This window comes from Dyadobacter beijingensis DSM 21582, from assembly GCF_000382205.1.
In the GTDB taxonomy this organism is placed as follows: Bacteria; Bacteroidota; Bacteroidia; order Cytophagales; family Spirosomataceae; genus Dyadobacter; species Dyadobacter beijingensis.
Window position 1 is genome coordinate 417,942 of the sequence record NZ_KB907791.1, and the last position, 16,218, is coordinate 434,159.

Annotated in this window: 14 protein-coding genes; 10 read left to right on the plus strand and 4 right to left on the minus strand. The window is 46.0% G+C overall.

The annotated features are described in order from the left end of the window. Nucleotides 1-17: 17 nt before the first annotated feature. The 4 genes from H144_RS0127995 to H144_RS33600 all read left to right on the plus strand — a co-directional run bounded on the left by H144_RS0127995 (nucleotide 18) and on the right by H144_RS33600 (nucleotide 2,967). Nucleotides 18-593: a TetR/AcrR family transcriptional regulator gene (locus H144_RS0127995; protein WP_019945438.1), complete on the plus strand. Its 576-nt coding sequence runs from the start codon at nucleotides 18-20 to the stop codon at nucleotides 591-593. A gap of 188 nt (nucleotides 594-781) precedes the next feature. Next, nucleotides 782-1,618, plus strand: a complete 837-nt coding sequence (locus H144_RS0128000; protein WP_019945439.1) for an aldo/keto reductase — start codon at nucleotides 782-784, stop codon at nucleotides 1,616-1,618. Between the two features lie 27 nt (nucleotides 1,619-1,645). Further along, entirely contained in the window at nucleotides 1,646-2,440 is a 795-nt protein-coding gene (locus H144_RS0128005; protein WP_084600034.1) for an SDR family NAD(P)-dependent oxidoreductase, read from the plus strand. A gap of 101 nt (nucleotides 2,441-2,541) precedes the next feature. Continuing rightward, the gene (locus tag H144_RS33600) at nucleotides 2,542-2,967 is read left to right on the plus strand and encodes a nuclear transport factor 2 family protein (RefSeq protein WP_019945441.1); all 426 of its coding nucleotides are present in this window, start codon (nucleotides 2,542-2,544) and stop codon (nucleotides 2,965-2,967) included. Nucleotides 2,968-3,402: 435 nt separating this feature from the next. On the opposite strand, the gene H144_RS0128015 is transcribed toward H144_RS33600, so the two are convergent. From H144_RS0128015 to H144_RS0128025, 3 genes are all read right to left on the minus strand, one after another. Next, nucleotides 3,403-3,816 (minus strand): nuclear transport factor 2 family protein, encoded by a 414-nt coding sequence (locus tag H144_RS0128015; protein ID WP_019945442.1) that lies wholly within the window; start codon nucleotides 3,814-3,816, stop codon nucleotides 3,403-3,405. A gap of 204 nt (nucleotides 3,817-4,020) precedes the next feature. Further along, nucleotides 4,021-4,626, minus strand: coding sequence for a TetR/AcrR family transcriptional regulator (locus H144_RS0128020; RefSeq protein WP_026351059.1), 606 nt, complete (start codon nucleotides 4,624-4,626; stop codon nucleotides 4,021-4,023). 8 nt (nucleotides 4,627-4,634) lie between these two features. Beyond that, nucleotides 4,635-5,249, minus strand: a complete 615-nt coding sequence (locus H144_RS0128025) for a TetR/AcrR family transcriptional regulator (RefSeq protein ID WP_019945444.1) — start codon at nucleotides 5,247-5,249, stop codon at nucleotides 4,635-4,637. 333 nt (nucleotides 5,250-5,582) lie between these two features. Here H144_RS0128025 and H144_RS0128030 point away from each other — a divergent pair, with 333 nt between their 5' ends. From H144_RS0128030 to H144_RS0128060, 6 genes are all read left to right on the plus strand, one after another. Then, a complete protein-coding gene (locus H144_RS0128030) occupies nucleotides 5,583-6,710 on the plus strand; it encodes an efflux RND transporter periplasmic adaptor subunit (protein WP_019945445.1) in 1,128 nt (375 codons plus the stop codon). A 19-nt stretch (nucleotides 6,711-6,729) separates the two neighbouring features. Beyond that, nucleotides 6,730-9,933 carry an efflux RND transporter permease subunit gene (locus H144_RS0128035; RefSeq protein WP_019945446.1) on the plus strand — a complete coding sequence of 1,068 codons (3,204 nt, stop codon included), beginning with the start codon at nucleotides 6,730-6,732 and terminating at the stop codon, nucleotides 9,931-9,933. Nucleotides 9,934-10,178: 245 nt separating this feature from the next. Next, complete coding sequence (locus tag H144_RS0128040; RefSeq protein WP_026351061.1) at nucleotides 10,179-11,360, plus strand: MFS transporter; 1,182 nt, start codon at nucleotides 10,179-10,181, stop codon at nucleotides 11,358-11,360. Nucleotides 11,361-11,367: 7 nt separating this feature from the next. Beyond that, nucleotides 11,368-11,643 (plus strand): SDR family NAD(P)-dependent oxidoreductase, encoded by a 276-nt coding sequence (locus tag H144_RS0128045; RefSeq protein WP_019945448.1) that lies wholly within the window; start codon nucleotides 11,368-11,370, stop codon nucleotides 11,641-11,643. A 611-nt stretch (nucleotides 11,644-12,254) separates the two neighbouring features. Beyond that, nucleotides 12,255-12,599 carry a DUF7009 family protein gene (locus H144_RS0128055; protein ID WP_019945450.1) on the plus strand — a complete coding sequence of 115 codons (345 nt, stop codon included), beginning with the start codon at nucleotides 12,255-12,257 and terminating at the stop codon, nucleotides 12,597-12,599. 5 nt (nucleotides 12,600-12,604) lie between these two features. After that, nucleotides 12,605-14,923, plus strand: coding sequence for an FdhF/YdeP family oxidoreductase (locus H144_RS0128060; protein WP_019945451.1), 2,319 nt, complete (start codon nucleotides 12,605-12,607; stop codon nucleotides 14,921-14,923). Nucleotides 14,924-14,926: 3 nt separating this feature from the next. Here H144_RS0128060 and H144_RS0128065 read toward each other — a convergent pair whose 3' ends face one another. Next, nucleotides 14,927-15,943, minus strand: coding sequence for an aldo/keto reductase (locus H144_RS0128065; protein WP_019945452.1), 1,017 nt, complete (start codon nucleotides 15,941-15,943; stop codon nucleotides 14,927-14,929). Nucleotides 15,944-16,218 lie beyond the last annotated feature (275 nt).

Consider the following 16,218-nt stretch of genomic DNA (forward strand, 5'->3'; position numbering starts at 1 on the left):
TTTACCTTTGTCCTGTTATGTCAAGACAAAAGGAATTTGATTACGACGAAAAGCTGATGGAAGCGAGAGAGCTCTTTTGGAAAAAGGGCTATAATGCAACTTCTTTGAACGATCTGGTGGATACCCTCAAAATTAATAGGAGCAGCCTCTACTTGACGTATGGCAGCAAGCATGACCTTTTCATAAAATGTCTGAACAGCTACAATGCGCTGAGGAAGAAGGAATACAACGCAGCAGCCAAAAGCAGCGAAGATCCTCTAAAGGCACTGGAAAATGTGGTCATGTCTGTACTTGATTCTATTAAAGAGAATAAGACCTGCTTAGTTGTAAATTCGTCATTCGAACTTGGTCGTGTCGACAGTGAAGTGAGAGATATGCTTCGGGGTCAAATGTCTTGGGGTATAAAAGTGTTGGAGGAATTGATGGTAACAGCGCAGAAAAACGGCCAGCTCCCAGCTGAAAAGGATGTTAAAGCTTTGGCTCATTTTACGTTGATGGGCTTAACCTCTATTTGGCACACGGATCTGTTATACTCAGATGAAAAGCTTGCTCGCCAAATGGTCCAAATGTTAATAGATAATATAAGCAAGTAAAAAAAATTTGCCTTGAATTAAACCATTCGGTTTAATTCAAAGATCAAATGGTTTAATTCGAAGAGCACTGATAAAAAATTCAGAAATGAGATAACCTTTTTTTAGGCTCATTTAAACCGAACGGTTTAATAAGTCTGCTTAGATCCATTCTCAGATGATACAGAAATTAAAAACTAAATCATAATACCATGAAAAACATGTTAAACTATAAAATTGGAGACATCAAGATCAACCGTTTAGGATATGGTGCGATGCAACTGACAGGCGCAGGCGTCTTTGGCGAGGTCGCTGATCGTGAAAGCGCTAAAAAAGTATTACAAGCCGCTGTTGAAGCTGGCGTAAACTTTATTGACACAGCAGAAGCCTATGGCCCGAAATTGAATGAGACCTTAATTGCAGAAGCGCTGCATCCCTACAAAGCAGGTCTCCTGGTCGCCACCAAAGGTGGATTTAACAGACCGGGGCCTGGACAGTGGATCCCCAATGGTTCACCAGATCATATTACCCAAAACATCGAAGGAAGTTTAAAAAGGTTAAAAGTGGACACGATCGACCTATGGCAATTGCATCGAATTGATCCCAACGTAGACGTTGAAGAGACGTTGGCGCCTGTTGCTGATGCTGTAAAGGCAGGAAAAATACGTTATGTAGGGCTTTCAGAAGTTACCGTTGATCAGATCAAACAAGTACAAAAAATATTGCCGATCGTTTCTGTGCAAAATTTGTATAATCTGGTAGACAGGCGATGGGAAAATGTCCTGAACTACACTGAGCAGCAAGGATTAGCCTTCATTCCATGGTTCCCTCTTGCATCAGGACCAGATAAATTGGAAGCGAAGATCAAATCCATCGCTGCAACACATCAGGCTACAACAGCACAAATTGCATTAGCCTGGCTTTTAAAACGTTCATCAAATATTTTGCTGATCCCCGGAACAAAATCGCTCACTCACCTGCACGAGAATCTAACAGTAGCGGACATCTTTTTGTCAGAAGAGGAATTTGCAACCCTTTCCGCTCAATAATATCAGGTAAATCAAAACCATACTTCAATGAAAACAACATCAAATATTGAAAATCCTCAATCTGGTGATGATCGCTTGATCTCATTTACGCTCGTAGGTAAGAAGGCGCTCGTGACCGGCGGCAGCCGGGGCATTGGCGCGGCGATCGCAAAAACACTTGCAGCAGAAGGCGCTGCCGTTGCGATCACGTATGAAAAGTCAAAGGATCAGGCTGACGCGGTTGTTTCCGAAATTAAGGGCCTTGGCCGCATCGCCGTAGCGATCCACGCCGACAGCGCGGATATCAGGGCGATCCAGGCTTCGGTCGACAAAGCAGTCGCAGAACTTGGTGGCCTTGACATTCTTGTTAACAACGCCGGGATCATTCGGATGAATAATCTCGCCGATATTGCCATCGAGGACATTCAGGCTCTTCTCGATGTCAACATGCGCGGGCCGATCATTACGAGCAAGGCTGCTCTGCCCCATCTAAAGGAGGGCAGTAGCATCATCACGATCGGTAGCTACTTCGCGGATCGCGTGCCGTACGGCGCCTTGGGCATATACGCTGCGACGAAGTCGGCTCTTACTGGCTTTAACCAAGGACTTGCTCGCGAACTTGGGCCTAAAGGAATAACCGCGAACATTGTCCAGCCCGGCTCGATCGACACGGATATGAACCCGGCCGACGGGCCCTTTGGCGATCCGATGCGCCAACTGACCGCTTCTGGCCGCTTTGGTTCAGGTGCTGAGATCGGACATGCGGTCGCCTATCTGGTCAGCGACAAAGCGCGATACATTACCGGCACTACGCTGACCGTAGATGGGGGCGCTAACGCCTGAATGGTGTCAGCACGTCCGAAGGCTTAGCCGATGTAACCACATTAAAATGAATAAAAATCGAGAAAACAATAATTAACAAATTCAACTTAAAAGGAAAAATTATGGAAAAGGAAAACATTATGGCTGATCAGAGCAGTTTTGCTGTGGTAAAACATTTCTACGATAGTTTCGTGCGCGGCGATATCGATGCTGTTGTCGCAACCCTGAGTGATGATCTGTATTGGCGTGAATCTGAGAACTTCTTACTTGGTGACCGCAATCCCTACTTGTCTCCGGCCGCTGTCGTTGAAGGCGTTTTTGGCCGCATCGCCAAAGAGTTTCAGAATTATATAGCGGGGCCTGACGAGTTGATCGACGGCGGCGATGCTGTCGTGGCCGTTGGCCGATCGAAAGGCATCATGGCCTCGACCGGAAAGCCATTCGATGCGCAATACATGCATGTCGTGCGTGTTGCTAACGGCAAGATCGTAAGTTTTCATCAGGTGATCGACACACTTGAAATATGGCGTTCACAGCAACTCGACTAAGCGTGAATTATGGGCGGCAGCGTAGGTCTGTGATTTTCATCCTTCTCGCTGCCGCTCTTCCTATGCAGTATTCCCTGCACTTTTGCCGTTACCTATTTGGTATGCGGGGGGGAAACTCCGCACATGGCCCCTTTCCGAATTCGGCGTCCGTCAGCAGATATTTAAATCTGTAATTGTTGACTTATAGATTTACAATCTGAATAAATACATATTTCTTCATTTAAGAATATGTATTTCTCATCGCTTTTAGGTATGGGGCAATCGGCTTAACAATAATCTCTACTCCCTGTAAATAAGAAAATTTTCAAATGTCGTATACCTGAAATCCCTTTAATTCTTAAACAACACCGTTACCTGGTTAGTAAATATATATATATATTAAAATTAATGAAATGGTAAAAAAGGGTTTATGACACACCTGATTTAATTTATATGTTATTTTAACCTGCGTTCAGATTCCTGAATTGGGACATCATTTATGCTGGCGTATCTCTTTCGCATCAGGCCATTTTCGTCAAATTCCCAATTTTCGTTACCATAGGCACGGAACCATTGTCCATCGCTATTGTGAAACTCATATTCGAATCGCACTGCTATATGATTATCGGTGAACGCCCACAGCTCCTTTTTAAGTTTATATTGATGCTCGTCTTCCCATTTTTTTGTTAGGAATTTAACAATTTCTTCACGACCATTTAAAAATGTTGACCGGTTACGCCACTCACTGTCTAAAGTGTAGGCTTTAGATACTATTTCAGGATTTCGTGTATTCCATGCATCTTCAGCCATTTGGACTTTTTGTTTTGCGTTTATCAAATTAAAAGGCGGTAATGGAGGTTTTTGTTCCATGAATTATATTGATTTTAAATTGATATCTATATAGACAAAGGTAGTGTTGCGCTAACTGCATGTGTGGCACTTTTTATAAAATCTGCGGTAGAATTTGCTTCCATAAAAATTATATCCGCATATTTCATGATATTACAATCACAAGGTCATGATTGTACTGGCTTTCCGCTTGATCCTACATTAAATTTTAATCGATTTAACTTTCTAACGAACCATGTTTGCCCGTATCATTTGCTGATAGGCATCCAGTATTTGCTCCATACGGGATTGATCTTTGGTTAGTCGCGCCAGAAGTAAGCCGCCCTCGATTAATGACAACATCGAAAAAGCCATTTGGCTGGCATCAACATCAGATTTAAATTCACCCGATCGTTTTCCTTCTTCTATTAAAAGAATCATGAGTTGCTGCCACTTAAAGCTGGCTTCAGCTACGCGCTCCCGAAGGAGAGAGTTGGTATCGTCCGCCTCTGATCCGGTGTTTAAAATGGGACTGCCGCCAAGAATAACGCTGTCTTCCGCAAGCGCTTTGTAAACCCTGGCATAAACCAACAGTTTATCTGCGGCACTGCAAGTTTTTTTGATACGGTTCTGTATGACTGAGCAGAGTTTAGACAGATTATAGTCAAATACCGCAAGTGCAAGAGTTTCCTTATTTTTAAAGTGGGCGTAGATCCCACCGCGGGAAAGCCCTGTAATGACTTCCACATCGGCCATTGAGGTGCCGGCATATCCCTTTTTATTAAAGACCTCTGCCACGCTTTCTATAATAAAAAGTTTGGTGCGGTCCGCTTTATAGATTTTTTTGGACATATTTTGGATCACACGGTTTTTATACCCGGGGTTAAACAATACGATTCAAGCATGCGCTTGAAACCTTTGATAACCAATTGCATAGGTTTAGTGGAATTTTTAACACAGCACATCACATTTGCGCCACGAAGTGAATCAAACATCATCATTGCATACTCTTCCGGGATCAGTTCCTCAGAAAATTCCCCAGCTCTGATGCCGTCTTCTAAAATACCGGTAAGCATTTCAATGAGTTGATCCATATACTTACGGATTTTCTTGTTAATCAAAGGGAGGGTGTCATCTGCTTCGGCTGCTAAGTTAATCAACGGGCAGCCTCCTTCGAAAATTGACTGTAGCGGGTTCTTTTCCAACTCCATAAAGGCAAATATCTTGCCTTTGGCTGTCTGCTGTTTGTTCAAAACATGATCACGGTGATCACTTAAAACTTGCAGCATATAATCGACACTTGCGTGAGCCAAATCTTCCTTGGTTTCGAAGTGACTGTATAAACAGCCTCTGGTTACCTTGGCAGCGTGCAGGACTTCTTCAACCGAAGTGCCTGAAATGCCTTTTACATTAAATATCGGCGCCGCCTTCGTAATGATATGATTCTTGGTTTTCTCTCCTTTGCTCTTTTCCATAACGACAAAATATACTGTACAAATATATACATAAATGTCTGTTTTGGTAGTATCATCATAGATATATTTACAGTATAAGAAAAAAAATTAATGTACATTATTGTACAAAACATGTACATTTATCCCTTCCTTATTCGAATATTGTTGATGATAAATAGTTGATTTATAGACAAATATGGAGTTTTTAGCGACCAGCTTGTCGATTCTTTTATTTTGAAAAATATACTATGCTGTATATTTTTGTTAGCTCGATTAAGAAGTGCTATGACCTTCTTCCCCAGACGAATTAAATACAATACTGACGGATTTGTAGGCAATATTTTTTAAAAAATTATGAAACATACCATTTTAGCCATCATAGCTATCGGATTATATAGCTGTTCGCCCAAACCCGATAATGCAATACCGCCGCCGCCACCGATAATCGTCGCGAGTATTCAACCTTCATCCATTAATACGTATCAGCAATATCCGGCATCTATAAAGGGCGTGGATGAAGTAGAGATCCGACCGCAAATCAGCGGCACGCTTGCACAAGTTCACGTTGATGAAGGAGCCTACGTAACCGCGGGAACACCGCTATTTAAAATTGATGAAAGACCGTTCAAAGCAGCGCTAAATAACGCGCTGGCTAAGCTCCGTGCGGCAGAATCAGCCGCCTTCAATGCGGAGCTCGAAGTTCAGAAATTAACGCCGCTCGTGCAAAATAAGGTCATTTCCGATTATCAGCTGAAGGCCGCCCGGGCTGCCGCAGGTGTTGCAAAAGCTAATATTGATGAGGCGAAGGCGAACATCAGTACGGCACAGATCAATTTAGGCTTTACGCTGATCAAAGCCCCCGTAAGCGGCTATATCGGCCGGCTTGAAAAGAAAAAGGGAAGTTTGGTCGGCCCTGCTGATGCCAGCGCACTCACTGATCTTTCCGATGTACATAATGTACACGTTTACTTCTCCCTGAGCGAAGATGACTTCGTAAACTTCAAAGCGCAATACCCTGGAGAAACCCTAACAGAAAAAATTCGACAGCTACCTCCGGTATCGCTCCTGCTTAGCGATAATTCCACTTATCCGGTAAAGGGATATGTCGATATCATCGACGGGCAGTTCGACAAAAGCACTGGCGCGATCACTTTCCGTGCAAATTTCCCCAATCCTCGGGGATTACTTCGCTCGGGCAACACTGGAAAGATTCAGCTCAGCTTGTTGCATAAGGACGCGTTACTTGTACCGCAGTCAGCGACGCTTGAAATACAGGACAAGATCTTCGTTTACCAGCTTGCAGACAGTAACAAAATCAAAAAGCAGGCTATCGTTATCTCAGGCCGTTCAGGACACTACTACGTGGTCAAAGAGGGGATCAAAGTCGGCGACCATATCGTCGTCGACGAAATTAACAATTTGCAAGAGGGCCAAGTGATCGATCCGCAGACCACTAAAAAACTGACCGCTACAAACAATTAATATTAAAAACTTTGAAGCTATGCTTAAAAGGTTCATAGAAAAACCAGTGCTGGCGACCGTAATCTCGATCATACTTGTCATACTCGGTTCGCTCGCCCTATTTAAATTACCTCTACAGCAATTCCCTGATATCGCTCCACCCTGTGTGGTGGTAAATGCGACCTACCCGGGCGCCAATGCTGAAACCATTCTCCGTTCGGTCGCACCTTCACTCGAAGAAGCGATCAACGGTGTAGAAAACATGGCCTATATGACCTCAACAGCCAGTAACGATGGTACCCTCGTTATAAGTGTGTTTTTTAAACTGGGTACGGATCCCGATCAGGCTGCTGTCAACGTGCAAAACCGGGTCACTCAGGCTACCTCCCAGTTGCCCCAGGAAGTGGTTCGGCAAGGGATTGTTTCCGCCAAGCAAATGAATAGCATGGTAATGGCTACCGGAATATACTCAGACGATGTTAAAAAATTTGATCAGACCTTTTTGAGTAACTATACGTCGATCAATATCATTCCAGAACTCAAACGCATCACAGGAGTAGGTTCGGCCAACATTTTCGGCGGCTCACAGGATTATTCGATGAGGGTCTGGCTAAATCCGGCACAAATGGCGGCCTACCATGTATCTCCTCAAGACATCACCGATGCGATACAGGACAAAAGCCTGGAGTCAGCTCCCGGTCGCTTTGGGGACAGGACGGACGAAGCCTTCGAATATGTTATCAGATACAAAGGCAAACTTAATAAACCGGAGGATTATGAGAACATAGCAATTCGTAACAATCCTGACGGATCAGTCCTTCGGCTAAAAGATGTAGCAAGAATCGAATTTGGTTCGTTCAATTACGCCACAAAACAGAGGATCAACGGTCATGTCGGTATCGGCATGCCGGTAATACAACTTGCCGGTTCCAATTCTAATCAGATCCAGATTGATGTCAATAACTTCATGGAAAAAATTGAAAAGAAATTCCCTGAAGGAATCCATTCATTAACTTTTTATAGTACCAAGCGCCTACTTGATGCCTCTATCGAACAGGTGGTACATACCCTGATAGAGGCGTTTATTCTGGTATTTATAGTTGTGTATCTATTCCTGCAGGATTTTCGCGCTACGCTCATACCGGCTATCGCTGTTCCTGTGGCTATCGTCGGAACCTTCTTTTTCATGTACCTGTTCGGGTTCACAATCAACCTTCTGACCCTGTTTGCCCTGGTCCTCTCCATTGGTATTGTGGTGGATGATGCCATTGTAGTTGTGGAGGCCGTACATGCCAAAATGGGGACAACCGGCATGATGCGAAAACACGCCACCCTTTCCGCGATGCATGATATCACCGGCGCAATCATTTCCATTACGCTGGTAATGGCCGCGGTATTTTTACCGGTGGGTTTTATGGAGGGTTCAACCGGCTTATTTTACAGGGAGTTTGCCTTTACCATGGCTATCGCTATCATGATATCCGCTCTAAACGCATTAACATTAAGCCCTGCTCTCGCTGCATTATTTCTCAAGAATACTCATCACGACAGCGAAACGATAGCTCCAGGAAAACAAAATTTCAAGGCCCGCTTTTTTAAAAGCTTCAATGTTGGATTTAGTCGTATAACCAATCGCTACCTTGGCTTTGTAAACTTTTTACTAGCACGTAAGTGGATCGCCATAGGTGGGCTCGTGGTGGTTGTACTTGCCTCAGCATGGATGATCAAGTCGACGCCAACCGGATTTATCCCCAGCGAAGATCAGGGCTTTATTGCGATATCGGTGTCACTGCCGTCTGCGACCTCATTGAAACGTACGGAAGGCATTATGTTGCAGGCAGAGAAAAAACTGCAAATTGAATCGGGCAAATATGTCTTGAACTTTCCGGGATTTAACATACTGACGCAATCAGCCAGTCCCTCAGCAGGCGTGATGTTCATTATGTTGAAAGATCCAAAGGAACGCGGGAAATTGAAAGACATCGCGCAGATCATGGCCGCGGTACAGCAGGACCTCGCTGGCATAAAAGGCGCAACTTTTTTCGTATTCACCTTCCCAACGGTTCCCGGATTCAGTAACGTGGAGGCTCTTAACGTCGTACTTCAAGACCGGTCTGCCGGACAACTTAATAAGTTCGCAGGTGTTGCCAACAACTTCATTGCAGAACTAAATAAACTGCCTTCCGTCGGCATGGCTTTCACCAGTTTTAAGGCGGACTACCCACAATACCAGCTAGATGTCGATGATGATAAGGCTGGGCAGTTGGGAGTCAGCGTAAAAGATGCGCTTCAAACCGTGCAGTCTTATTTCGGTACAGTACAGGCTGGGGATTTCAATCGCTTCGGTAAATACTATCGAGTTATGCTTCAAGCCGAATCCGACGATAAACGTACACCGGAAGCGCTCAGGAGCGTGTTTGTGAAGAATAAGACAGGTGAAATGGTACCGTTAAGCGCGATTGTCAAACTCACACGAGTTTTAGGACCTGAAACCGCATCCCGTTACAACCTTTTCAATTCGATCGAACTAAACGTTATTCCTAAAAAAGGGCATAGTTCGGGTGAAGCTATCGAGGCGATCAAAGCACTGGCAGCCCAAAAACTGCCGGCGGATTACAGCTACGAGTTTTCAGGACAAACCCGGGAGGAAATATCATCAGGCGGTCAGTCAGCGATCATATTTATCATGAGCCTGATCTTTGTTTATTTCCTGCTCGCTGCCCAGTATGAAAGCTACATCCTTCCACTGGCTGTGATCTGTTCTATCCCTACAGGTATATTTGGCGTATTTGCGCTAATCGGCCTCAAAGGAATTGAAAATAATATTTATGTTCAGGTAGCGCTGATCATGCTCATTGGCCTGCTTGCCAAGAACGCGATCCTTGTTGTGGAGTTCGCAATCCAACGCCGCAGGACTGGTTTATCGCTGATTGATTCTGTGCTGGAAGCCGCAAAGCTACGCCTTCGCCCGATCGTCATGACATCTCTGGCTTTCATCTTCGGCTTATTCCCATTGAGTATAGCTTCTGGCCCCTCAGCACAGGGAAACCATTCGATCAGCTACTCCGCAGCGGGCGGCATGATTTCAGGTGTCATACTTGGTTTGCTGGTCATCCCAGTTTTATTCATCATTTTCCAAAGCCTTCATGAAAAGATTTCCGGTGTACCAACCGAGGAGGATGGTAACGGTCTTGAACTAGACATGATGACCAAGGGCACAACCAAACACGCAACAATATCTTAATAATGAAAAATTCATGTATGATCCGCGACTGGTTAGGCATTCTGACCGCCGCTCAATTAATATCCGACTGTAAAGTCTCAAAAGATTTTACTGCGGCCGGTATCAATCAAATGTATTGCAAGGTGAACTAGAACTTGCAGGAATCAAAAAGAAGCAATTGGATGCCTGGGTGGATCTTACCGCGGTTTAGGAGGTGGCTGGCAATAGTGACCACTGGCAAATTAATACACGGACACAAGAAAAGAATGAAGAAAATTGTTTATATCCTGGCTTTCGGGGCCTTTGGAATTATTACTACCGAAATGGGTGTGATCGGCATTATGCCGGATATCGCTAAAGGGCTCGATGTGAGCATTGATACGGCCGGCTGGTTACTGACGGCTTTTGCGATCACCATTGCGCTTGCCGGACCTATTACTGTATTGGCAACCTCCAGGGTAAATCGTAAATGGATGATGGCGGCTGTCTTGCTCACTTTCGTAATTAGCAACTTCGCTTCATTTTTTGCCCCGAATTTTGCTGTACTAATGGTAGCACGGCTGATCCCTGCCTTTTTCCATCCAATATTTTGGTCGATCGCTGCCGTCGCTGCCGCTAAACTTGTTCCGGGCAAAGATGCGCCTAAGGCTGTGGGGATCGTTTTTGCCGGCGTAAGCATTGCCACAGTTTTAGGTATCCCGCTTTCTACCTACGTTAACAGTCTTTTTGGTTGGAGGTCGTCATTTATACTTGGCGGAGTGATAAATCTGGCAGCTCTCATATTGTTATCCCTATTCGTGCCATCGATGCCTTCGACACTTGAAAAGGGCGGTCTTAATGACCAGATGGTGATCTTTAAAAATCCGGGCCTGTGGGCCAACATCGCCACTGTTTTCATCATGATGGCCGGCATGTACGCTACTTACTCTTACTTGGCGACTTACTTGCTGGACGTAACCAAAATGGAAAGCAAGATGGTGAGCGGCATGCTATTGTTATTCGGTGCTGCTGGCATAGCAGGGAACTGGGCGGCAGGCAAAGCATTGAGCAGGAACCAAGTCGCCACAACCCGCTGGTTTCTTATCCTGCTGGCTGTCATTCACCTGCTAGCCTATGGTGCCGGAACAATACTCGGATTAATGGCCATACTGGTAATTCTGTGGGGGTTAGTACATTCTGCGGGCTTGCTTATTGCCAATACCCGTATCACAAGTGAAGCAGAGGAAGCTCCAGAACTGGCAAGCAGCCTGATGGTAACATTTGCCAATGCAGGATTGGCGGTTGGAACCTATCTGGGAGGTTTGGTGATCGTTCACGCCGGCGTGCACTCGCTGGTTTTGTTAAGTGCAGGCTTGCTGATCACTGCCTTATTGATCACCTTATTAAAGTTCCGGAAAAGACCAAACGTTACGAGGGCACCTGACCATTTCGAAATGCATTCCCAATGAGGTGTTATTGTATACAAACAAAAATTACATAAAAACAAATGTCAGATTTAAAAGGGAAAAAGCGTTAACAATCGGCGGCAGCCGGGGCATTGGCGCGGCGATCGCAAAGACACTTGCACCAGATGGCGCTGCCGTTGCGTTCACGTATGAAAAGTCAAAGGATCAGGCTGACGCGGTTGTTTCCGAAATTAAACCCCTTGGCTGCATCGCCGTAGCGATCCTGGCCGACAGCGCCGATATAGGGGCGATCGCGATCCCTGCTTGTCTACGGCCGCTGCCGTAGAAGGTGTTTTTTTGGGACCGCATCGCCAAAGAGTATCAGAATTTCATAGCGGACGGCAGTGTAGGTCTGTGATGTTCATTCTTCTCTCCCTCTCTTCCTACTTCGCATTACTTGCACTTAAGCCGTATGAGCTAGCATCATTTTAGGATGCCCTGTCAGAATTCTAAAGGTTATCATCCATATCATCCAGAAAACGTTGTTTATGTCACCCAAAGGCAAGTAGTCAAGTCCATTTTAGGTAAGGCTACAAATGCAGGGAAGCTTACAGTTGGTGTAAAAGGTAATCAGACATTGAGAGGTCAGCTAGTTAAGGGACACATTATCGATATTATGTTCCTAAGGAGGTAAAAGCGGTCTCTGTAGAACTTTGTAAATCAATTTTGTTATCCAGATCACTACCAAGTTAGCAATCGGAGAAGCTCTATCTGCTAACTAGGTTGTATGCAGTCGGAGTCTGCGTTCACTCGCAATTTTTAGATAATGTATACAAATCAATGCCGGGTGAATCAATTGTGAGGTGATCGTTAATTTCAGACTTTTGGAAGGCCAGATAGGGCATTGCATGTATTCCTGACGGTTATTGAAATGTCGTTTCAACAACTAATCGCAACATGAAAATCCGAATCAAAGAACAATTTATCCGCTTTCGCCTCACAAAGACGGATGTTAGAAAATTAGCCGAAGATGGCATGGTGATAGAGCACTCTCAGTTTCTGACCCGTATGTTAATATATTCGATTGTGCGGACTACTGGACATCAATTATCGATCGATTTCGACGGAAAAGCAATCATCGTAGGTATGCCTGGCCAAATGATTGACGAGTTGTCGACGACTGAAATTGTAGGTTTTTCGGAAAACAGCAGTCTAATGAAGATCTTGGTTGAAAAGGATTTCATATGCCTAGAAGCCCCTTTGGAAGACCAGAGCGATAATTACGATCACCCAAACAGCTGAGACAAATGAAAAAGGAAGAGGAGAATCCATCCGCCGAAAATCCACAGAAGTTGTTGAATTTGACCACCAAGCCCTCCAAGCGCTGGGCGGCAGGTGTGCCGGCAGTGGTGGCTGCGTTAACAGATCTGGTCGAAGAGGGGATTCCGCTCAGGGGCCTTCGTGCATTGGCGAAAATGAACCAGAAGGGAGGTTTTGACTGCCCGAGCTGCGCGTGGCCCGATCCGGACGATGAGCGTTCCGTGGTCGGGGAATATTGTGAAAATGGCGCAAAAGCGCTCGCCGAGGAAGCTACGTCCAAAAAGCTGACTGCCCGTTTTTTCAGAGAAAATTCCGTGTACGATCTTGCGCTACTGACGGATTACGAAATCGGCAAGAAAGGCCGATTGACTGAGCCGATGTATCTCAGAAACGGCGGTACCCATTACGAACCGATCAGTTGGGAGAACGCATTTAACAAAATTGCCGAACATTTGAATGCTTTGGATGACCCGAATCAGGCCGCATTCTATACCTCGGGTCGGACTAGTAATGAAGCGTCATTCCTGTACCAACTTTTCGCAAAGGAATTTGGCACCAACAACATGCCCGATTGTTCCAATATGTGTCATGAAACAAGTGGCACGGCCCTTTCCGCTACGATTGGGGTTGGAAAAGGAACTGTCACACTCGACGATCTGCACGAAGCGGATGTCATCGTAGTCATAGGGCACAACCCGGGTACCAATGCGCCAAGGATGATGAGCGCATTGGAGAAAGGGAAAAGAAATGGAGCGAAAATCATAGCCATCAACCCGTTGCCCGAGGCCGGCCTGTTGGGCTTTCGAAACCCTCAGCAGTTGAATGGCGTTTTTGGAAACGCCGTCCAGCTCGCCGACCTGTTTCTCCCAGTCAGGATAAATGGCGACATGGCTTTGCTGAAAGCAATAGAACTGCTGCTTTATCGGGAGGAGGTGCGATCGCCGGGACTGGTTTTTGATTGGGATTTCATAGAAAAAAACACCACTGGCTTTGAAGCATTCGTCATGCATATAAGAAGCCACAACCTGGAAAAGCTGGTGGACGCGGCGGGTCTTTCTATTGATCTGGTAAGGCAAGCGGCGCAAATACTCTCCGACAAAAAGCGTATTATTTTTTGTTGGGGAATGGGATTGACCCAGCAACCCAATGGCGTTGACATGCTGAAAGAAATCGTAAACATCACTTTGCTTAAAGGCAGTATCGGGATTCGCGGCGGGGGACTTTGCCCCGTCAGAGGCCACAGCAATGTGCAGGGTAACAGGACAATGCTGATCGACGAAAAACCCACAGCGCGACAACTCGATAGGCTTCGGGATGTTTTTGGATTTGAGCCGCCGCGCGCGCATGGGTTTGACGTGGTAAAAACCATTCACGCTATGCACGACAAAAGGTTGAAGGTGTTCTTTGCGATGGGTGGGAATTTCATTTCGGCCACGCCCGACACCACCTATACCGCCGAAGGCATGCGAAAAGTCAATTTAAGCGTTCACGTATCGATCAAACTGAATCGCAGCCATCTGGTCCATGGCAAAGAGGCAATCATCCTACCGACATTATCGCGAAGCGACAAGGACATTGTGAATGGAGAGGCGCAGTTCATCAGTACCGAAAATTCCATGGGTGTCGTCCAATCCTCGAAAGGCATTCTGGACCCTGTTTCACCCAATCTGATTAACGAAGTGCAGATCATTTGCAGGCTCGCCATGGCCACGCTCGGATCACGTTCGGTGGTCGATTGGGGCAAGTATCACGACAGCTATGATGCGGTCAGGGATGTGATTGAAAAGTGCATCGACGGTTTTGAAAACTATAATACCCGTGTAAGGCAGAGCGGCGGTTTCTATTTACCCAATGCTGCCAGGGACGGAAAATTTCTCACGGAGCAATTTGTCGACAAAGCGCCGTTCACGATAAGCCCCGTTCCAGAAATTCAGCTAGCGGAAGGTGAATACCTGATGGCGACAACCAGGACACACGATCAATTCAATACCACCATCTACGGGCTGGAAGACCGTTACCGCGGCATTAAAAATGAAAGGCGTGTGGTATTTATGAATGAAAAGGATATCAAAAGCGAGGGGTTTAAAGATGGCGACGTTGTTGACCTGTATAACTACGACGACGGAATAGAAAGGAAAGCACCGCTATTTATCATCGTTGCGTATAATATACCCCAGGGTAATGTCGTCACTTATTTCCCGGAGGCGAACGTGCTGGTTTCGATCAATAACGTCGTCGGAGAAAGCAATATGCCCGCATTCAAATTTGTGCGGGTCAGGATCCGCAAGCATTTTGATGTCAAATAGAAACTATTCACTGTCAACCGGAAGCGGAGCGGCCGGATCGACCAGGTTTTGTGCCCGCAGTTGATGCCAGAATTCGCCGGGGACTATGGCAGTCAATGCCTCGATATCTTCGGCGATACGGCCGGGTTTGCTGGAACCGGGGATGACGGCCGCTACCGCAGGGCTTGCGAGAGAAAACTGTAAGCCAGCGGATTTCATACTTATGCCGAAGCGGTCGGCAATTGCTTTGATTTTCGAAACTTTACCGAGCATTTCAGGCGACGCAGGAGCGTATTCGAAATGTGAGCCGCCCACGAGTACTCCCGAGCTGTAAGGTCCTCCCACTACAATACCGAGGCCTTGCTTGATTACCTCCGGTATTACCCTCTGCAAGGCGTGGCTGTGGTCGAGTAGCGTATACCGGCCGGCCAGTAGGAAGCCGTCTGGCCGGGGCTCGTCCAGGTTCAGGATGGTTTCGATAGGCTCCGTCCGGTTAACGCCCAGGCCCCAGGCTTTAATCACCCCCTCGTCCCGCAGCCGGTCGAGCACGCGGAAGGCGCCTTTGCGGGCGCTTTCAAACTTGCCCAGCCATTCATCACCATAAAAATCCTGTGAAACATCGTGTACCCAGACAATATCCAGGCGATCTGTTTTCAAACGCCTGAGGCTATCTTCGATCGAACGGAACGTAGCTTGCTCCGAGTAATCGTTAACGATCCTATTGGGAAGCCCATACTTGAAAATCTCTCCCTTCTCGCCTAAATCGCGCTTGCGTACATCTTCAATTTCGTCCAGGATGACGCGTCCTACCTTGGTGCTTAGGATAAACTCATCGCGCGGGTGTTGGGAAAGTATTTCGCCCAGACGTATTTCGGCCAATCCTGCGCCGTAGAAGGGAGCGCTGTCAAAGTAACGTATTCCGTGTTGCCACGCCGTCGCTACGGTGTTCAACGCCTCCTGGTCGGGAATATTCCTGAACATATTGCCCAATGGGGCAGAGCCAAAGCCTAGCTTGCCGGGGAGAAGTTCTTTGATCTTCATAATATTTTGTTTGGGATAAGATTTCAAAGTTTTACTAGGACTATAAGATTGCGATACAAAATTCGGAGATTCTGTATTTCGTGTAAATAGATCAATAGCGAATGGAATTGTAGCCTTGGAAAAAGATTGCATTGATCACTACAAATAATAGGATAAATATGCCATTGGTCATTGTTTCGGAATGCACCAATTTTGGTCTAAGATTAGGTAGGTAGCGAGGAGTTTTTCGCCAATCGTTTTATAGGTCTTTCGCATTCAACCTTCAACCATATGAC

Excerpts from the sequence above, each read along its gene's own strand:
- H144_RS0128065 (WP_019945452.1), bottom strand. The coding sequence starts at position 15,943 with ATGAAGATCAAAGAACTTCTCCCCGGCAAGCTAGGCTTTGGCTCTGCC.
- H144_RS0128055 (WP_019945450.1), top strand. The coding sequence starts at position 12,255 with ATGAAAATCCGAATCAAAGAACAATTTATCCGCTTTCGCCTCACAAAG.
- H144_RS0128000 (WP_019945439.1), top strand. The coding sequence starts at position 782 with ATGAAAAACATGTTAAACTATAAAATTGGAGACATCAAGATCAACCGT.
- H144_RS0128005 (WP_084600034.1), top strand. The coding sequence starts at position 1,646 with ATGAAAACAACATCAAATATTGAAAATCCTCAATCTGGTGATGATCGC.
- H144_RS0128030 (WP_019945445.1), top strand. The coding sequence starts at position 5,583 with ATGAAACATACCATTTTAGCCATCATAGCTATCGGATTATATAGCTGT.
- H144_RS0128020 (WP_026351059.1), bottom strand. The coding sequence starts at position 4,626 with ATGTCCAAAAAAATCTATAAAGCGGACCGCACCAAACTTTTTATTATA.
- H144_RS33600 (WP_019945441.1), top strand. The coding sequence starts at position 2,542 with ATGGAAAAGGAAAACATTATGGCTGATCAGAGCAGTTTTGCTGTGGTA.
- H144_RS0128060 (WP_019945451.1), top strand. The coding sequence starts at position 12,605 with ATGAAAAAGGAAGAGGAGAATCCATCCGCCGAAAATCCACAGAAGTTG.
- H144_RS0127995 (WP_019945438.1), top strand. The coding sequence starts at position 18 with ATGTCAAGACAAAAGGAATTTGATTACGACGAAAAGCTGATGGAAGCG.
- H144_RS0128040 (WP_026351061.1), top strand. The coding sequence starts at position 10,179 with ATGAAGAAAATTGTTTATATCCTGGCTTTCGGGGCCTTTGGAATTATT.
- H144_RS0128025 (WP_019945444.1), bottom strand. The coding sequence starts at position 5,249 with ATGGAAAAGAGCAAAGGAGAGAAAACCAAGAATCATATCATTACGAAG.
- H144_RS0128015 (WP_019945442.1), bottom strand. The coding sequence starts at position 3,816 with ATGGAACAAAAACCTCCATTACCGCCTTTTAATTTGATAAACGCAAAA.
- H144_RS0128035 (WP_019945446.1), top strand. The coding sequence starts at position 6,730 with ATGCTTAAAAGGTTCATAGAAAAACCAGTGCTGGCGACCGTAATCTCG.